16 protein-coding genes, 5 tRNA genes and 1 pseudogene are annotated in these 15,085 nt (G+C 59.4%); 13 read left to right on the top strand and 9 right to left on the bottom strand.

Features of this window, described 5'->3' with window-relative positions:
- The first annotated feature begins 212 nt into the window (after positions 1 to 212).
- Both AC244Q_RS08600 and AC244Q_RS08595 read left to right on the top strand, forming a co-directional pair.
- Positions 213 to 662 (top strand): DUF3597 domain-containing protein, encoded by a 450-nt coding sequence (locus AC244Q_RS08600; RefSeq protein WP_017993969.1) that lies wholly within the window; start codon positions 213 to 215, stop codon positions 660 to 662.
- A gap of 162 nt (positions 663 to 824) precedes the next feature.
- On the top strand, positions 825 to 1,136 hold the full coding sequence (locus AC244Q_RS08595; RefSeq protein ID WP_128406748.1) for a hypothetical protein: 312 nt from the start codon (positions 825 to 827) through the stop codon (positions 1,134 to 1,136).
- Positions 1,137 to 1,252: 116 nt separating this feature from the next.
- On the opposite strand, the gene AC244Q_RS08590 is transcribed toward AC244Q_RS08595, so the two are convergent.
- Positions 1,253 to 1,432 carry a hypothetical protein gene (locus AC244Q_RS08590; RefSeq protein ID WP_003559012.1) on the bottom strand — a complete coding sequence of 60 codons (180 nt, stop codon included), beginning with the start codon at positions 1,430 to 1,432 and terminating at the stop codon, positions 1,253 to 1,255.
- A gap of 13 nt (positions 1,433 to 1,445) precedes the next feature.
- On the opposite strand from AC244Q_RS08590, the gene AC244Q_RS08585 reads away from it, so the two are divergent.
- The 4 genes from AC244Q_RS08585 (at position 1,446) to AC244Q_RS08570 (ending at position 3,288) form a co-directional block, all read left to right on the top strand.
- Entirely contained in the window at positions 1,446 to 1,712 is a 267-nt protein-coding gene (locus AC244Q_RS08585) for a hypothetical protein (protein WP_017993968.1), read from the top strand.
- 125 nt (positions 1,713 to 1,837) lie between these two features.
- Positions 1,838 to 2,128, top strand: a complete 291-nt coding sequence (locus tag AC244Q_RS08580; RefSeq protein ID WP_017993967.1) for a DUF982 domain-containing protein — start codon at positions 1,838 to 1,840, stop codon at positions 2,126 to 2,128.
- 291 nt (positions 2,129 to 2,419) lie between these two features.
- Positions 2,420 to 2,752, top strand: a complete 333-nt coding sequence (locus tag AC244Q_RS08575; RefSeq protein ID WP_012757294.1) for a hypothetical protein — start codon at positions 2,420 to 2,422, stop codon at positions 2,750 to 2,752.
- 80 nt (positions 2,753 to 2,832) lie between these two features.
- Positions 2,833 to 3,288 (top strand): Imm50 family immunity protein, encoded by a 456-nt coding sequence (locus tag AC244Q_RS08570; protein ID WP_113546024.1) that lies wholly within the window; start codon positions 2,833 to 2,835, stop codon positions 3,286 to 3,288.
- Positions 3,289 to 3,313: 25 nt separating this feature from the next.
- Here AC244Q_RS08570 and AC244Q_RS08565 read toward each other — a convergent pair whose 3' ends face one another.
- A complete protein-coding gene (locus AC244Q_RS08565) occupies positions 3,314 to 4,153 on the bottom strand; it encodes an isocitrate lyase/PEP mutase family protein (RefSeq protein ID WP_113546025.1) in 840 nt (279 codons plus the stop codon).
- Positions 4,154 to 4,808: 655 nt separating this feature from the next.
- On the opposite strand from AC244Q_RS08565, the gene AC244Q_RS08560 reads away from it, so the two are divergent.
- Positions 4,809 to 7,088 (top strand): right-handed parallel beta-helix repeat-containing protein, encoded by a 2,280-nt coding sequence (locus AC244Q_RS08560; protein ID WP_245460513.1) that lies wholly within the window; start codon positions 4,809 to 4,811, stop codon positions 7,086 to 7,088.
- 128 nt (positions 7,089 to 7,216) lie between these two features.
- Here the strand turns inward: AC244Q_RS08560 and AC244Q_RS08555 are convergent.
- From AC244Q_RS08555 to AC244Q_RS08545, 3 genes and pseudogenes are all read right to left on the bottom strand, one after another.
- Positions 7,217 to 7,435: pseudogene (locus tag AC244Q_RS08555) on the bottom strand (ATP-binding protein); the annotation flags it as partial.
- Positions 7,436 to 7,884: 449 nt separating this feature from the next.
- A tRNA-Arg gene (locus AC244Q_RS08550) sits at positions 7,885 to 7,961 on the bottom strand.
- 57 nt (positions 7,962 to 8,018) lie between these two features.
- A complete protein-coding gene (locus AC244Q_RS08545) occupies positions 8,019 to 8,324 on the bottom strand; it encodes an ETC complex I subunit (RefSeq protein WP_003539138.1) in 306 nt (101 codons plus the stop codon).
- Positions 8,325 to 8,949: 625 nt separating this feature from the next.
- On the opposite strand from AC244Q_RS08545, the gene AC244Q_RS08540 reads away from it, so the two are divergent.
- Positions 8,950 to 9,026: transfer RNA gene (locus AC244Q_RS08540), tRNA-Pro, on the top strand.
- A gap of 59 nt (positions 9,027 to 9,085) precedes the next feature.
- Here AC244Q_RS08540 and AC244Q_RS08535 read toward each other — a convergent pair.
- Together AC244Q_RS08535 and AC244Q_RS08530 are read right to left on the bottom strand one after the other, a co-directional pair.
- Positions 9,086 to 9,574, bottom strand: a complete 489-nt coding sequence (locus AC244Q_RS08535) for a DUF192 domain-containing protein (protein WP_017993877.1) — start codon at positions 9,572 to 9,574, stop codon at positions 9,086 to 9,088.
- A gap of 2 nt (positions 9,575 to 9,576) precedes the next feature.
- The gene (locus tag AC244Q_RS08530; protein WP_003539135.1) at positions 9,577 to 10,155 is read right to left on the bottom strand and encodes a cold-shock protein; all 579 of its coding nucleotides are present in this window, start codon (positions 10,153 to 10,155) and stop codon (positions 9,577 to 9,579) included.
- Between the two features lie 195 nt (positions 10,156 to 10,350).
- On the opposite strand from AC244Q_RS08530, the gene gloA reads away from it, so the two are divergent.
- The 5 genes from gloA (at position 10,351) to AC244Q_RS08505 (ending at position 12,769) form a co-directional block, all read left to right on the top strand.
- A complete protein-coding gene (gloA, locus tag AC244Q_RS08525; protein WP_128405721.1) occupies positions 10,351 to 10,791 on the top strand; it encodes a lactoylglutathione lyase in 441 nt (146 codons plus the stop codon).
- Between the two features lie 166 nt (positions 10,792 to 10,957).
- Positions 10,958 to 12,028 carry a YcbK family protein gene (locus AC244Q_RS08520; RefSeq protein ID WP_128405722.1) on the top strand — a complete coding sequence of 357 codons (1,071 nt, stop codon included), beginning with the start codon at positions 10,958 to 10,960 and terminating at the stop codon, positions 12,026 to 12,028.
- Between the two features lie 197 nt (positions 12,029 to 12,225).
- Positions 12,226 to 12,300, top strand: a tRNA-Glu gene (locus AC244Q_RS08515).
- 74 nt (positions 12,301 to 12,374) lie between these two features.
- Positions 12,375 to 12,449: transfer RNA gene (locus AC244Q_RS08510), tRNA-Glu, on the top strand.
- Positions 12,450 to 12,694: 245 nt separating this feature from the next.
- Positions 12,695 to 12,769 (top strand) — tRNA-Glu (locus tag AC244Q_RS08505).
- Between the two features lie 49 nt (positions 12,770 to 12,818).
- On the opposite strand, the gene recJ is transcribed toward AC244Q_RS08505, so the two are convergent.
- Both recJ and AC244Q_RS08495 read right to left on the bottom strand, forming a co-directional pair.
- Complete coding sequence (gene recJ / locus AC244Q_RS08500; protein ID WP_128405723.1) at positions 12,819 to 14,621, bottom strand: single-stranded-DNA-specific exonuclease RecJ; 1,803 nt, start codon at positions 14,619 to 14,621, stop codon at positions 12,819 to 12,821.
- Positions 14,622 to 14,701: 80 nt separating this feature from the next.
- Positions 14,702 to 14,947, bottom strand: a complete 246-nt coding sequence (locus tag AC244Q_RS08495) for a hypothetical protein (RefSeq protein ID WP_012757285.1) — start codon at positions 14,945 to 14,947, stop codon at positions 14,702 to 14,704.
- Positions 14,948 to 15,085 lie beyond the last annotated feature (138 nt).

Raw genomic sequence — 15,085 nt, 5'->3', positions numbered from 1 at the left:
TAGAGCCAGCAAGCAAATCTCAGTTCGCGATACGATTGGCCCTGATTGATCCATTTGCAGCGTTTTCGTGTAGATCGACTACACCCTTCCCCCGAATGGACTTTTCCACCTCCGATTTAGATTGCTAAAAATAACTCCCCTTCCGTCTGGATATATCAGGCGGGAAGTCCATGTTTCAGCTTGTTCTCATCTGATGGAACTGGAGGTTTAGAATGGGCATTTTCGACAAGATCAAACATGCAATCTTCGGAGAGGCGAAAGCAGCCGAACCCGTTGCTGCCGGCGCGCCGAAGACAGAGCCGGCGCAAGCGCCTGCCTCACCGTCGGCTGCCCCCAGTCCGGCGCCTGCGGCCTCTGCTCCGCAGAGCAAGCCGGTCCCCACGGCCACCGCGCCAGGCACAGCCACAGTCGATATCGTCCCGATCCTTGACGCTGCCGTGAAGAAGAGCGGCCAGAAACTCGACTGGCGCCGCTCGATCGTAGACCTGATGAAAGCCGTCGGGATGGATGCCAGCCTCACCGAGCGCAAGGAACTTGCCGCCGAACTCGGCTATACCGGCGACACCAACGATTCCGCAAAAATGAACATGTGGCTGCACAAGGCGCTGATGAAGCGGCTTTCGGAAAACGGCGGCAAGGTACCGGCCGACCTCCTGGATTGATCGATGACGGATAGCTGCCGCCATTTCTGTGGCGGCAGCTGTGCGGGTAACGTCTCGGGCAGATGCGGACGCCGGAACAGGGCGTCCGCTTGCCCGCAGGCACTGGAACCAATAACGTTCGGCTCGATACTTCGATAATCGATCAGGGGAGAATTAAATCCGATGAGATTGATGGCAGTCGTTGGTGTTGCACTTAGCCTTGCCTGTATTTCGGCCGCAGAATCTCCTTCAAACTATCAATCCTATAGCGGCATTCGGGTCGACACCGACCCGGTCCTCCTTGCTCGATACGACAAGGCACTGCAACGCTGCGTGCCGGAGGCAAGCTCATGGCGACGAGGCTCGCCGAACCCGCGAAGCCTGCATTACAATGCGGCTCTCAGAAATTGCCTCTATAGGCGCAGCTTCGTCGACAGAGGCGTCTACGCCTATCCCATCCCCCAGATCTACTTCGAACATTTCCTGGATCGCTGAGAAGAGCCGTGCCCTTCAGAAGCCTATCAAACAAAAACCCCGCCATTTTGGCGGGGCTGTCTTCAATCGCGACCTCTGCATAGTTCCTTAAATCGGAAAGACGCGCGGCGCTATAGTCAGCGTTTGCCGCCAGCTGGCGGCCGACCCTTGCCCGCCGGGCGATTGCCGCTTCCGGACGAGGTCTTGGCGTCATTGCCCTGACCGAAGTTGGTGCCGCCGAGATGGCCGCCGCCGCTGGTATTGGCAACCTGGCGCTGCGCTTTGCGCAACAGTGCCTCTGCATTGGTCTTGCTCATGAAATTCTCCTCAATGGCTGGAAAACCCAGCCGGAATGCCGCCACTGACATCCGCGGTCAAAGACCGAAGGCATATCAGGCAGCGGCGATGGTGTTGGCGGAGGCTTGCGTCAATCAAAGAATTGACTGCATTCATGACGATTCCCCCTCAACCGGCATGACAATCACCCTCCGGCTGCTGCCGGACGGCGCAGAAATCGATTTTGAAAGGAAAGATCAGCTGGGACGCCGGGGCGCAAACCAAGCTCGACAAGCAATTTCGATAGATGAATCAATATGACGGCAATGTGTTTAAAACAAGTTCCCGGCTTCCTGCCTGGAGAAGCGTTGCCGACTGCTTTGCCGATTCATAGAAGATAATCATCCTGGGGCGTCAGTTGGAACGCTTCTTGCAGAGTTACTAATATGTTTATGATGCAAGGACCAAATGTAATGAATCGGTACACATCGCATCAGTTTCCCGCGCTGAGGATCCTCATGAGCGGCCAGGAAAAATACAGCATCGTCAGAACCCTCGGAGATGCAGCCACCATGCTCATTTCCGAATGGCCGGGCGATGATGGCGAGGAGTACGTCGTGGCGGTCAGGACATGCCTCGACGCCATCCGCGGCACGACGCCGCCAAACGCCGCACGGGAAGCGCTGATGAGAGCGGCGGATGAAGCCGGCATCCGTTACCTCTCAGTCGTTCACTGAGATCGCTCAAGCAGATTCCAGAGAAGAATTTGCGGAAACGCTCGAGCAGTGCAAATCCGCCGCTCGAACAGATAGGGACACCGCGTTCCTGAGCTTTAACGAATAACGGAACGACTGCCGAATTCGAGCCGCGCACATCTTCCTGGCTTCGCCATTTCAAGCGCGTTTGATGCAAGGCATTTCTGCCTTCTGATCGGCCTTCGCAATTTCGCAGATGGTCTATCCCGCGTCACACGAATCGAAATAAACATCAAACGTCGATCAATGGGTCATCAAAGGAATAATATAATAATGCGCGCTGGTATCGTGACAGTATTGATTGCCATGGGATTGCTGACTGCCTGCACGCCAACGCGTCAGGAGTATGATTCTTTCGTCACATTAACGCAGGGCAGTGCAAGAGCGAGAAATGAAGCAGTCAATATTTGCGTGAAGAGCTTCGATGCAAACGCCCGTCACAATGCTGGTCTTGTGACAAACGCTTCGGACAAAGATGCTCCGCGGGTTGCCTGCAGCCGGCTTCTCGCAGCGATGATTTCTGGTCGCGCCACCTATGACGATTTCGTTGACATCAAAAGCCACAGGTTCACACCGAAGCTGATCAAAATTTTTCAAGGTCGCTAAACAGGCTTGCGGTGTCAGGCTCGCAGGCCGGCGACAGATGGCTATCTGTATGCCATCACCAATCTGCCGTGTGAGATGAGATGACCTACGAGAAGATAGCCGGAGGTCCGGAACTGCTGGCGTGGTTCGGCCAGAAGCCGACCTTTCATGACGCGGAAATTTTGAGCCTCACACTCAATCGCACCGGCATCTGCGAGCTGAAGATACACGGCTGGATTTGCACCGATGCCGTTGATCAAGATGGATACCGCATCCTTGACAAGCACGCAGTCGTCACCTTCGCCTTCGAAGATATCATGGACCTGCAGCTGGACGGCTTCAGCCACCAGAACGTGATCAATGGTCTCATCCTCCGCTACGCAACAGATCGTGGCCGAGCCGGCTACTATGCCCTGCCAAAAGGACCGGAAGACATCGAAATCGAACTCCAGCCCTGTTACGGGTTGGATGGTTTCATCCGCGCGAAAAAAGTCGTCGTGACGTTCCGTCCGGGACGGCCTGCTGCAGACAGACCAACTGCCGCAGCGGTCCCTTGAGGAAACCTTTGCTTCTCGGCCCAACTCATAGCCTGTCCCGCCGCTTCTCCCGTGACATCAGTTGGCTGGCGAATGCAGCGGAGAGCGCGTCGTCGGCATATTCAAACGTACCGGCTGTTTTGACCTCCATAGCGGCGCGCATCAACGCACCCAGCGCTGCCCGCGCGAAAGAGCCGCCGACGCTCACGCGCCGTACTCCGGCGCTCGACAGTTCGGCAACCGAGTATTTTCGCCCTTTCAAACCCATGACCACGTTGACTGGCTTGTCCACGGCCCCACAAACGGTTCTGATTGCCTCGATATCAGGCAAGCCGGGGGCGTAAAGCACATCTGCCCCGGCGGCCGAAAATGCTTGCAGCCGTTCGATGGTGTCCTCCAGATCGGGTCTCTCCCAAAGATAATTCTCCGCCCGCGCAGTGAGAAGGAAAGGTAGACCGCGTGCAGCCTCCGCGGCAGCATGGATGCGCTCAACGGCCTGCGATAGGTCGTAGATCGGGGCAGCAGGATTGCCTGTTGCGTCTTCGATTGATCCGCCGACAAGTCCGGTTTCGCAGGCCAGGCGGACGGTTTCCGCACAGATTTCTGGCGACGCACCGAAGCCATCTTCAAGGTCGGCAGACACAGGAAGATCAACAGCGCCAACGATCTCGGCGGCGTTCTCAAGGAGCTCATCCCGTCCAAGGCTCGCAAATGAATCCAATTTGCCTTTGGAAAAGGCGTAACCCGCGCTGGTAGTCGCAAGCGCCTCGAAGCCAAGGCTCGCGAGCAGGCGAGCCGAACCGGCGTCCCATGGGTTCGGGATGACAAAAGCCCTGTCGCCCTGGTGAAGCGCCTTCAGTCGCTCAAACTTGCCCCTTTGATCCATAAGGCCTCCCCTCGCCCGTCGCGGAAGGTGAGCCTAGCACCATAGGAACGAAATGTGAACACGCTCCGCGAACTTGCTTTGGAGAGAATAGCGACGATGGCTCTTGAGGCGCCTTTCAGTCAGTCTCACGCTTCTGGACCAGGCATCAGTCCGCAGCCAAAGTATAGTCACACCGCATGCCCGATGGTCTCGGCGGGAACGCGGTGGCGCTTGAAATGCTGGGCAATGGGTTGGTCGAATCGATACTGTCGACCTCCCATTACCATCTCGATCAGCACCAATCGTAAGGCGATGCTGCCCAAAATTGCCGAATTCAGAAAAAAATGTCGATTCCGCATTTGGCGGGAGCAATCCAGCCACGCGCATCAGGTTTTTCTAAAGTTTTCAATGGACGCATGTCGCTCTGGTTGCAGAAAGAATAACTCGCGGCAGGCGAGATATTAATACCGCCACATTTTGGGCGACTCGAAATTCACCAAATATTTCAAAACGTAACTTTGGATCGATTCGGATATTGTGGCAGCAATAAGGCTATGCTTCTCAAGCACTTACTGTTGCGTTGCTGTTGCGCCCTCCAAAATGTCGCCCTATAACCTGCCGCCGTAAAGCAGGATTAACCACAAATATTAACGGGCGGGGGTTGAGGAACAAGACCATGACAACATACTACGTAGCGACAACTGGCAGCAACGGCGGCAACGGCAGCACCTCCTCTCCCTTTCGCACGATCAGCGAGGCGATGTCGGCGAACCTTAAGCCCGGCGACGAGGTCGTGGTGAAGGCGGGGACCTACAACGAAGCTATTAACTTCGACAAAGACGGCTCGGCGGCAGCCGACATCACGCTGCGCTCGGAAGTGCCCGGCGGGGCGCTGATCCGGCCGCCCGCGGGCTCGTGGAACGCGATCAGCGTCAACGCCAACTACGTGACAATCGACGGCTTTGACATCGGCGGCGCCAAAGGCGACGGCATCGAAGCGAACAACGTCCACCACATCTCAGTTCTCAACAACAAGGTCCACGGCAGCGGCGAGTCCGGCATCCAGTTCAACCAGTCGGACTTCATCAAAATCGAAGGGAACGAGACCTACAATAACGCATCGACGGGCTGGTTCTCGGGCATCTCGATCTACGAGAACCGGAACATCACCGGCGATACTTCGACGGAGGGCTACCGGACGATCGTGCGGAACAACATCTCGCACGACAACGTCACGAAGTCGGGTGCGCACACCGATGGCAACGGCATCATCATCGACGATTTCCAGAGCACGCAGGCGAGCGGTCATCCGAACTACACGTTCAAGACCCTGGTCGAGAACAACCTCGTCTACGAGAACGGCGGCAAAGGCATCCAGGTTACCTGGAGCGACTCCGTCACGGTGAAAAACAACACCGCATACCACAACAATCAGGACCCACAGAACAGCGGCACCTGGCGCGGCGAGCTCAGCAATTCGGCGTCGAGCAACAACACCTGGGTCAACAACATCGCCGTGGCGGACCCATCGCTGAACAAGAACAACACCGCGATCGATAACACGTCGACCGACAGCTACAAGAACACTAACGTCGTCTGGGCCAACAACATCACCTACAACGGCACGGCCGGCCAGGCCTCGGTCAAGACCGACGGCGGCAACGCGATGCCGAGCGCGGCGAACGGCAACCAGCTCGGCGTCGACCCGAAATTCTCGGGGGCAGCGAGCGATAACTTCCACCTCGGCTCCGGCTCGCTGGCGATCGACCACGGAACCAACAAGTACGGCGTCGCCTCGGACGATCTGGACGGCCACGCTCGCGTCGTTGGAACTGTCGATGTCGGTGCCTACGAATCGAGCTCCAGCGCAGCACCGGGAACGCCAACCACGCCGACGCAACCGGGAACGCCAACCACGCCGACGCAACCGGGAACGCCAACCACACCGACACAACCGGGAACGCCAACCACGCCGACGAAGGAATTCGTCGGGACCAACGGCAACGACATCATGCCACACACCGGCCAGTCCAACGGCGGCAACGAAACCTTCAAGGGTCTCGGCGGTAGTGACGTGTTGAAGGGCGGCGCCGGCGCGGACGTGCTCGACGGCGGCACTGGCAACGACACCGCCAGCTATGCGGGCTCCACCGCGGTCAACGTCAACTTGGCGACTAAGGCCGCATCGGGCGGGCAAGCCACCGGTGACAAGATCGCCGGCATCGAAAACTTGACGGGCTCCAGCTACAACGACGTGCTGACCGGCGGCAATGGCGGCAGCAACGTTCTCAATGGCGGGGCTGGCGCGGACAAGCTCAGCGGCGGCGCCGGCGGGGACGTCATCAATGGTGGTACCGGACAGGACACGGCGGGCTATGCGGGCTCCGGCGGGGTCAACGTCAACTTGGCGACTGGGGCCGCATCGGGCGGGCATGCCACCGGCGACAAGTTCGTCAGCATCGAAAACTTGACTGGCTCCAGCTACAACGACGTGCTGACCGGCAATAGCGGCAGCAACGTTCTCGATGGCGGGGCCGGCGCGGACAAGCTGAACGGCGGCGCCGGCACGGACGTCATCATCGGTGGTGCCGGCAAGGACATCATGACCGGTGGCGTCAGCGCGGATACGTTTGTCTTCAAAGCACCGACGGAAATCGGGTCCGGCTCGAACCGCGACGTCATCACCGACTTCCAGCACGGCGTCGATAAGATGGACTTCTCGGCGATAGATGCGAATGGCTCTGCGCAGGGCAATGGAACCTTCCATTTCCTGGCGCAGGAGGATGCCTCTTTCGACCACAAGGCTGGCGCGCTCGCTTGGCACTATGAAGACAAGGCTGGATCCGCGAACGACGCTACCGTTATCCAGGGCGACCTGAACGGCGACGGCGTTCGTGATTTCGAGGTTCAGATGAAGGGCCTCGTCCACCTGGGGACAGGCGATTTTCTTCTGTAGGCCGTACCCGTTGTGGCGGTCGTCCGATCGCCACAACAATCGTGCCAACAATCCGGAGATATGTCGACGCCGGAGTAAAAACCAGCCACGCGGCGCGCAATCTGCGCGCCGCGATTTTTCGACAGGTGTCAGCCGGCCTTTCGGGCGCGGCTTTGCGCGAGGCGATAGCTGTCGCCGTTCATCTCGAGGATGTTGCGTGGTGGGTGATGCGGTCCAGCAAAGCGCCGGTCAGGCGCTCGAATCCCAAGGTCTCCGTCCATTTCGTCGAACGGAAGGTTGCCGGTGATCAAAGTGGCGCCGCGTTTCTAGCGTTGCGAGATAAGTTCGAACAATAATTCCGCACCGGTATAGAGCGCCGTGCGTCCTTTCGGACGCACGGCGCTCTAACTCTTTGAATCTACGCATCGTGCTTTAGCGGCGAGTCCTCCGTTTCCAGAAGCAGTTGTGCGGCCGCACGCTGCTGATCGTCGACGAACTTGGAGAGCGGTACGAAGCCCACTAATCAGCGAGATGATGGAGGCCCGTGACGGTTCGGTCGCGCAAAGGACCGGCCGCTGCGCGACCGGACTCAATCCTTCTAGCTAAAGCATGTCGCGCAAAAGTGCGCAGCGGTTTTGCGACAACGACATGCGCGAAAACAGAGACCTAAAGCGCGAGGAGCGAAAGATCGCGACGCGCTTTAGGGACGCCCGTCCGGCCGCCGTACGCGGGATTGGCCGGACGGCGGTCAATGTGAGCGCCGCGTGACCGGGCCCCTTCGGGCTGGTCACGCGGCGGCTTCAAGTCATTGGATTTGTGGCGACCCCTGCAGGAATCGAACCTGCGACAACCTGCTTAGAAGGCAGGTGCTCTATCCAGCTGAGCTAAGGGGCCGTCTGTTGGCCGCGTCTCACGAGCGCGACCGGATGCGGCATATCTGGACGAGAAATCTCAGTGCGTCCAGGGCTGCGTGCGGGTATAGCGGAAATTGTCGGGATAGGCGACAACCTGGCGGACCGGATCCTTCGGTGCGATGACGCGGTATTCGATGCCGTTGCGCTGGGCATAGGCTTCGGCGAGTTCCTGCGTTTCGAAGGTGAGCTTCACCTGCTGGCGCATATCGCCCGACGAGGTATAGCCCATGATCGGATCGATCTTGCGCGCCGACTCCTGATCGTATTCAAGCACCCAAAGATGGGTCTTGGCCTTGCCGGACTGCATGGCGGTCTTGGCTGGACGATAGATCTTGGCAGACATGACTGCAGCGTCTCCGACTATGCGGGCAGCGCCCGCCTTTCATGATCTCAATCCCGTTGCCGGCCCGTACCGGACCTTTTGCATCATCGCTGAGGATAACGCAAAGAGATGAATTTTGCTTAGCCGCGAATCCCCGCTTTTTCAAGAAAAAAGGCGGTGAAGGACGCCGCTGCCGACTCCGTTTGCATGTCGAGGGGATGCCGGCCCCGCCTCCCCTTCAAATCCGGGGATTGCCGGCCGGATTTCGCAATATTACCGCTTGTCTCACCTTGTGATCACAACCTGATTGCCGCTGCCTTCCCTCGGCACTAGTTTACGGCTCAATCGATTTCAGTGGATTTGCACGCATGATGAGACGTTCGGCGGAGTTCAATGCCATTGTGATAGGTGCTGGCATCACAGCTTTCTTCTACCTTGCCATCAGCTACGCCCAATATATCGGCCTGCTCGCCCGCGGCTAAGGCCGATCCGTCCCGACGTCCATTGCGCCTCGCCGGCAAATTGACGGCACATCCGAGATTATTCTAACTGCATCCACAGGCTGGCGAGAAAATCTCCAGCCTGTGCTGGATTTATGGGTTGCGACGGGGAGGTGAACCGTGTATCTCCCCTGCCATTCACGGCACGGAGTGTAGCGCAGCCTGGTAGCGCATCTGGTTTGGGACCAGAGGGTCGGGAGTTCGAATCTCTCCACTCCGACCATTCAAATATCCCGATATTGTTGAATTCCTTGACAGCCGCATCGCGGCTCGCATGCGCCGTCACTTCGCCTTCTTGGTCGTCGTAGCGCTGACGATCCTGTCGCCAGGTTTGATTCCCAGTTTGGCGACGATGCCGGCATTGAGTTCAACGACGTATTTCACCGCAACCATCGAATCGATGATGTCGCGCGAATAGGGCACTGCCTTTTCCTTGATGTGGCGAATCGTGCCGGTGTCGTCGGCAAAAAGCATGTCGAGCGGCAGGATGGTGTTTTCCATCCACATGGTGACGCGCCGCGGCTCGTCGAAATCGAAGATCATGCCGGCATCGTCGGCCATCACCTTGCGAAACATCAGGCCGTGGGCGCGCTGATCCGGGGTCGAGGCGATTTCGACGGTGAAATGCAGCACCTTGCCCGCAGCGGTCTGGATCAGCAGCGGCTCCTTGTCGAACCGCATCTCCTCGTCAGCCAAGGCCGGCAGCGCGACCATGAAAAAAAGCGCCAATAAGGCGCTTCTGATGGCATCAAATAGGATTAGGCCGCGCATGTTCAGTGCGACCGGCTTGCCGGGCTCGGAACGTCGGGATGGATCTCTGCGGCCATCAAGCCCTTTTCGCCGTCGCCGAAGCGGACAAGAACCACCTGGCCGGGGCGGAGCTCCGTCAGGCCGAAGCGGCGCAGCGTCTCCATGTGCACGAAGATATCTTCGGTGCCCTCGCCGCGCGTCAGGAAGCCGAAGCCCTTGGTGCGGTTGAACCACTTGACGAGTGCACGCTCGAGGCCGCTCGTCGCGGTGACCTGCACATGGGTGCGCACCGGCGGCAGCTGCGAGGGATGAACCGCGGTTGACTGGTCCATCGAGAGGATCTTGAAGGCCTGATAGCCGCGCTCGCGGCGCTGGATAAGGGCGACGATGCGCGTTCCCTCGAGGATCGTCTGGTAACCGTCGCGGCGCAGGCAGGTCACGTGCAGGAGAACATCCTGCAAGCCGTTATCGGGCACGATGAAGCCGAAACCCTTGGCGACATCGAACCACTTGACGACGCCGGTGATTTCAACAAGATCGACCGCCTCTCCTGATAGCTCGTCGAGGTCGGAGTATTCGTTCGATGAAATCCTGTCAGCCATTGTCGCCAGCCCCTCGAATACGCGTCACACTGTTACGGTTAACTGATTCTTGAAATCAAGATTAACATCTTGGTAACGGATAAGCGCAAGTCCTAGTTTTCGGTTATTCCCAGGTGCACATTTTATAAAGTTGACTTGCCCGAAGCTGACCTCGGTTCGCCGAAAAAAGCCAGCCCCAATAAAGGAGTAAATAGAATGCGTTATCTACATACAATGGTTCGTGTCAAAGACCTGGACGCCTCGCTTGCCTTTTACACCACGCTGTTCGGACTGGAGGAAATTCGCCGCCACGAAAACGAGAAGGGCCGCTTCACCCTGGTTTTCCTGGCTGCTCGCGACGATGTCGACCGTGCGCGCAGCGAAAAAGCCCCCTGCCTCGAGCTTACCTACAATTGGGACACGGAAGATTATAGCGGAGGTCGCAATTTCGGCCACCTCGCTTATGAGGTCGACGATATTTACGCCACCTGCCAGAATCTGATGGACAACGGCATCACCATCAACCGGCCGCCGCGCGACGGCAACATGGCCTTCGTGCGCTCGCCCGATGGCATCTCGATCGAAATCCTGCAGAAAGGCAGCCCGCTTCCGGCCGCTGAGCCCTGGGCCTCGATGGGCAATACCGGCGCCTGGTAAGGGTTTTCGTCGCAAGGCTTTTGCGAGGCTTGCGGCTTTTTCGATTTCGGGTCCGGCCGGCGCCTCGGCGCTTGCCGCGATCCGACGCCGCAGGCAATCTCCTGGCGACTCGAAGCGGAAGAGAAGCGTTTTTCGCCGATTTTCCGCATCAACTGGAGACTGTCGCTTGCTTAACATGCAGATGCGGATGCCCGTGACGGGCGCTTTGCTGATCGCCACCTCGGTGCTGGCGCTGTCCGGCTGCGCGTCGGACAAGAAGGCGCTCGATTCGGCGGCGGCGGTTCCGGCGGTGCAAGCCGCAGCAGCACCGCAGCTCGCCACGGCAGCGCCTGCAAGCCCTGCCCCACGTTCGGTCTATAGCGATCCCCGGCTGGTCAACGTCTCCGGCGCCCAAGGCGCGCCTCAGGTCGTAGCACAAGATCCGAATGCAGCCGTCCCGCCCGCCGGTTCGGCAACGGCGGCGCCCGCCAATATCGGCGGGCTCGTCCTGCAGTCGACTAGGATCAACGCGCAGGCGATGAGCATCTTTTCCGATCACCAGCCGCCGCCGCAGAACAACAGCACGTCCACCGTCATTCAGCCGCAGGCCTATGTGCCGGTGGAAGGTGCAGCACCGTCGCGAAGCAGCGTCTACAGCCAGCCGCCCGTGCCCCAGCAGCCGGCGGAGCCGGTGCTGCCGCAGCAATCCTCACAGAATAGCAGCACGCAGCTTGCGCCCGTGCAGACAGCGTCGTTGGCGACGGGCAGCATTCCCACCTCGACGATGAACGCGCTCTACAGTGCGCCGAAGCAGAACCTGCTTGGCAGCCTTTCCGGCCTGCTGCACAAGGCGGCCCTGCCCGGCATGACGCGCATCGCGCCGAACGGGCTGCATCTCCAGAACGACAAGGTCGAGGTCGGCTGCTTCAAGCCCGACCTGCTGAAAGTGATCAAGATGGTCGAAAGTCATTTCGGCCGGCCGGTCATCATTACCTCCGGCTACCGTGACGAAGAGCATAACCGCCTCGTCGGCGGCGCTGACGAATCGATGCACAAGAGCTGCGAGGCCGCCGACATCCAGATCGACGGCGTGACGAAATGGGACATCGCCGCCTATATCCGCTCGTTGCCGGACCGCGGCGGCGTCGGCACCTACTGCCACACGGATTCGGTTCACCTCGATACCGGCAAAACCCGTGACTGGAACTGGGGCTGCGGCGGCAAGCGCGCACCAATAGCGACGGCAAGAGCGATCTGACGGCCGCGCGGTTTTCGCATTACGTTACGGCAGCAGCACCTCGTCTCGTTAAAGAAACAACCGGCAGCCTATTGATTCAGCTTCAATAATCGGCTTCTCGACCGCGCTCGGATTTCCTGTCATTTTTTTGAAAGAAAACCGCAATTCCGCTTGCGGGATTCAAAACGCCTGACTATAAGGGCGCCACCACGAAGGAAGCGCCCTTCGTCTATCGGTTAGGACACCAGATTTTCATTCTGGGAAGAGGGGTTCGACTCCCCTAGGGCGTACCACTTTCTCTCCATATAGAAGCCATCACTTCCGCTTGCAGAAGCCGGCGCGCGCTCCTATTTTAACGAAGCTGCCTGCGCCCTTCGTCTATCGGTTAGGACGACAGATTCTCATTCTGTAAAGAGGGGTTCGACTCCCCTAGGGCGTACCATCCTGTTGATAGGCCGTCGTCATTCGATCGACGTCGGCCGGCCCTGTCAGTCCCCTCGAGGAGAACCCTTCGGTTCGCGCGACGCTGCCCATCCTAGCCCGCCGGTTTGATTTGTCTCCGCTCCGCCGCAGCTTGCGCCTCATTTTTCCACAGCCAAAATAAATCGGCGAAAACGATGATTTTTTCGCGCCTTGGCGCTTGCGGCCTTCGAAGGCGCTGACTATAAGGGCGCCACCACGAAGGAAGCGCCCTTCGTCTATCGGTTAGGACACCAGATTTTCATTCTGGGAAGAGGGGTTCGACTCCCCTAGGGCGTACCACTTTCTCTCCCTTGACACTCCACATCGTCAGCGCTCTTGCGCGACTGCTCTATTTCGCCGGCGCTGCATCGCAGACGCGCAGCTGGATGCGGCGTGCGCCCTGGTAATGATCGGCACCGAGCGAACCGGCGACATGCAGGTTGGCGCCGCGTGAATTGATGAGAAGATTGCCAAGCGGCGTATCGGCGGCGCGGAAGGCGATGCCGTCGAGTCGCGATCCGTCCATGGCCTCCAGCGTCACCTTCACATGTTTCTCGCCGACCAGGCGGGCGTCGCGCAGGCGATGCGCCGGTATGGCAAAGAGCGGCTGTGCGTGACCGGAGCCATAGGGGCCGGCGGCCTCCAGGCGGTCGATGAGTTCGAGGGTGGCGCCGCTTGCGCCGATCGCGCCGTCGATCTTCAGCGTTTCGTTGGCGACGAGGCTGGCCACCGTCCTCTCGGCCTTCTCGGTGAAGAAGGTCCTCAGCCTGCCGAGATCGGTGCGCTCAACCGTCAGGCCCGCGGCCATGGCGTGGCCGCCGCCTTTGACGAGCAGACCCTCGTCAACCGCAGCCCGGACCATCCTGCCCATGTCGAAGCCGTTGATCGAGCGGCCCGAGCCGGTGCCGCGGCCGGAGGGATCGAAGGCGATCGCGAAAGCGGGCCGTTTGAATTTTTCCTTCAGCCGCGCCGCGATCAGCCCGACGATGCCGGGATGCCATTTCTCATGGGCGGTGACGATGACGGAGGCACCCTCGCCGTCGCCATATTCGGCAAGCACCTCGGCTTCGGCCTCCTGCAGCATGATCGCCTCCATCGCCTGGCGTTCTCGATTGAGCTCGTCGAGGCGCTGCGCGATCACATCAGCCTCTCCGGCGTCGTCGAGCGTCAGCAGGCGGCTTCCGAGTGCCGCGTCGCCGATCCGCCCGCCGGCATTGATGCGCGGGCCGATCAGGAAGCCGAAATGATAGGGTGTCACCGGGCCGGCGAGCCCCGCCTTGCGGAAGAGTGCAGCCAGCCCGGCATTGCTCTGGTGGCGGGCAGCGATCAGCCCCTTCACCACATAGGCGCGGTTAAGGCCCTTCAGCGGCACGACATCGCAGACCGTCGCAAGTGCTACGATATCCAGCCACTGCAGCAGGTCGATCGCCAGGATGCGCTTATTGCCGGCCGCGCGCAGCAGCCGGAGCGTCGCGACCAGCACCATGAAGACGACGCCGGCGGCGCAAAGATGCCCCTGCCCCGAGAGGTCGTCCTCGCGGTTCGGGTTGACCAGCGCATGGCAGGGCGGCAGCTCATGTGTCACCTGGTGGTGATCGATGACGACGACATCGATGTTGCGCGCGGCAGCGGCGGCCAGCGCCTCGTGGCTGGTGGAGCCACAATCGACGGTGACGATCAGCTCAGCACCGTTATCGATCAACTGGTTGATCGCCGCCGGATTAGGGCCGTAACCTTCGAAGACGCGGTCGGGGATATAGATGGTCGCCCTGACGCCGAAATGGCTGAGAAAGCGAAACATCAGCGCCGAGGAGGCTGCACCGTCGACGTCGTAGTCGCCGAAGATCGCGACGCTCTCGCCGCGCTCGATGGCACGCAGGAGGCGATTTGCGGCCTTTTCGCAATCGGTCAGCTTATGGGGATCGGGCATCAGGCTGCGGATCGTCGGGTCGAGGAATTCGATCGCCTCGTCTACCGTCACGCCGCGCCCGGCCAGCACCCGGGCGATCAGATCCGGCAGTCCGTGGATCTGCGACATGGCCAGCGCGCGGTTCTGCCCTGCCTGGTCGAGCCGCGCGACCCAGCGATTGTCGAGCGCGGATTTCTCCACGCCGAGAAACGCGCGCTGTACCGGATCGACGAGATCTGCCATGCCATACTCCGCTGACTTCATCTGCTCTTTCTACAGGAGCAGCGGAGATAACATAGCGATGGATTTGCAGACACGGGTTTTTACCAGAATACCGCCCAGACGATCAGGGCGATGCCGGCGAACTGCACCAGCAGGAACGAAAACAGCGTCAGCAGAATGGCCCAGTTACGGCCTTCCGTGTTTTCCTCGTCTTCAGCCTCATCAGAGACCTCTTCAGGAATTTCACGGTAGGCCGGCTTGAGGATTTCCTCAGGCATATCAGGAGGGTTCGGCGGCACATCGCTCGGGTAGCCATACCCCTTCCCGGCGTGGCTGTCCTTACTCATGAAATTCTCCACCCAGACGACTCACCATCTTAGGTTTAGTTATATCAATATTTCGATATCTGTTAATATAGACTTCCGTAACGGAAGGTTGAATAGATAACAGAAAAAACTGCCCTGCAGGAACAGGGCGGCTTAACG

This window comes from Rhizobium sp. CB2179 (assembly GCF_057653455.1).
This window is presented reverse-complemented; position numbering and strand designations above follow the sequence as displayed.